Raw genomic sequence first — 447 nt, forward strand, 5'->3', positions numbered from 1 at the left:
GGACCGGTCCCCGCCACCCCGCCGCCCGCCGCAGCTCCGGTCGCCCCGGCGGCCCCCGCCGCTCCGGCCGCGCCCGAGGGCGGGCAGAACATGGCCCAGGGCGCCGCCCAGGTGCGGAACATGTGGCCCGACATCCTGGAGGCGGTCAAGAACCGCCGCCGCTTCACCTGGATCCTGCTCAGCCAGAACGCCCAGGTCGCCGGGTTCGACGGGACGACGCTCCAGCTCGGCTTCCTCAACGCGGGCGCCCGCGACAACTTCGCCAGCAGCGGCAGCGAGGAGGTCCTGAAGCAGGCCCTCGCCGAGCGCTTCAACGCCCAGTGGCGCATCGAAGCGGTCATCGACGCCTCCGGTGGCGGCGGGATGCCCCCGCAGCCCGGTGGCGGCGGACGTCCCGCCCCGCAGTACCAGCCCGCCCCGGCGGCACCCGCCGCCCCGGTCGCGTAC

General features: G+C 76.5%; 1 pseudogene. It reads left to right on the forward strand.

The annotated features are described in order from the left end of the window. Positions 1 to 447 (forward strand): annotated as a pseudogene (locus D3105_RS34205) (DNA polymerase III subunit gamma and tau); the annotation flags it as partial.

The sequence above is a fragment of the Streptomyces globisporus genome (genome assembly GCF_003501885.1).
Classification (GTDB): Bacteria; Actinomycetota; Actinomycetes; order Streptomycetales; family Streptomycetaceae; genus Streptomyces; species Streptomyces globisporus_D.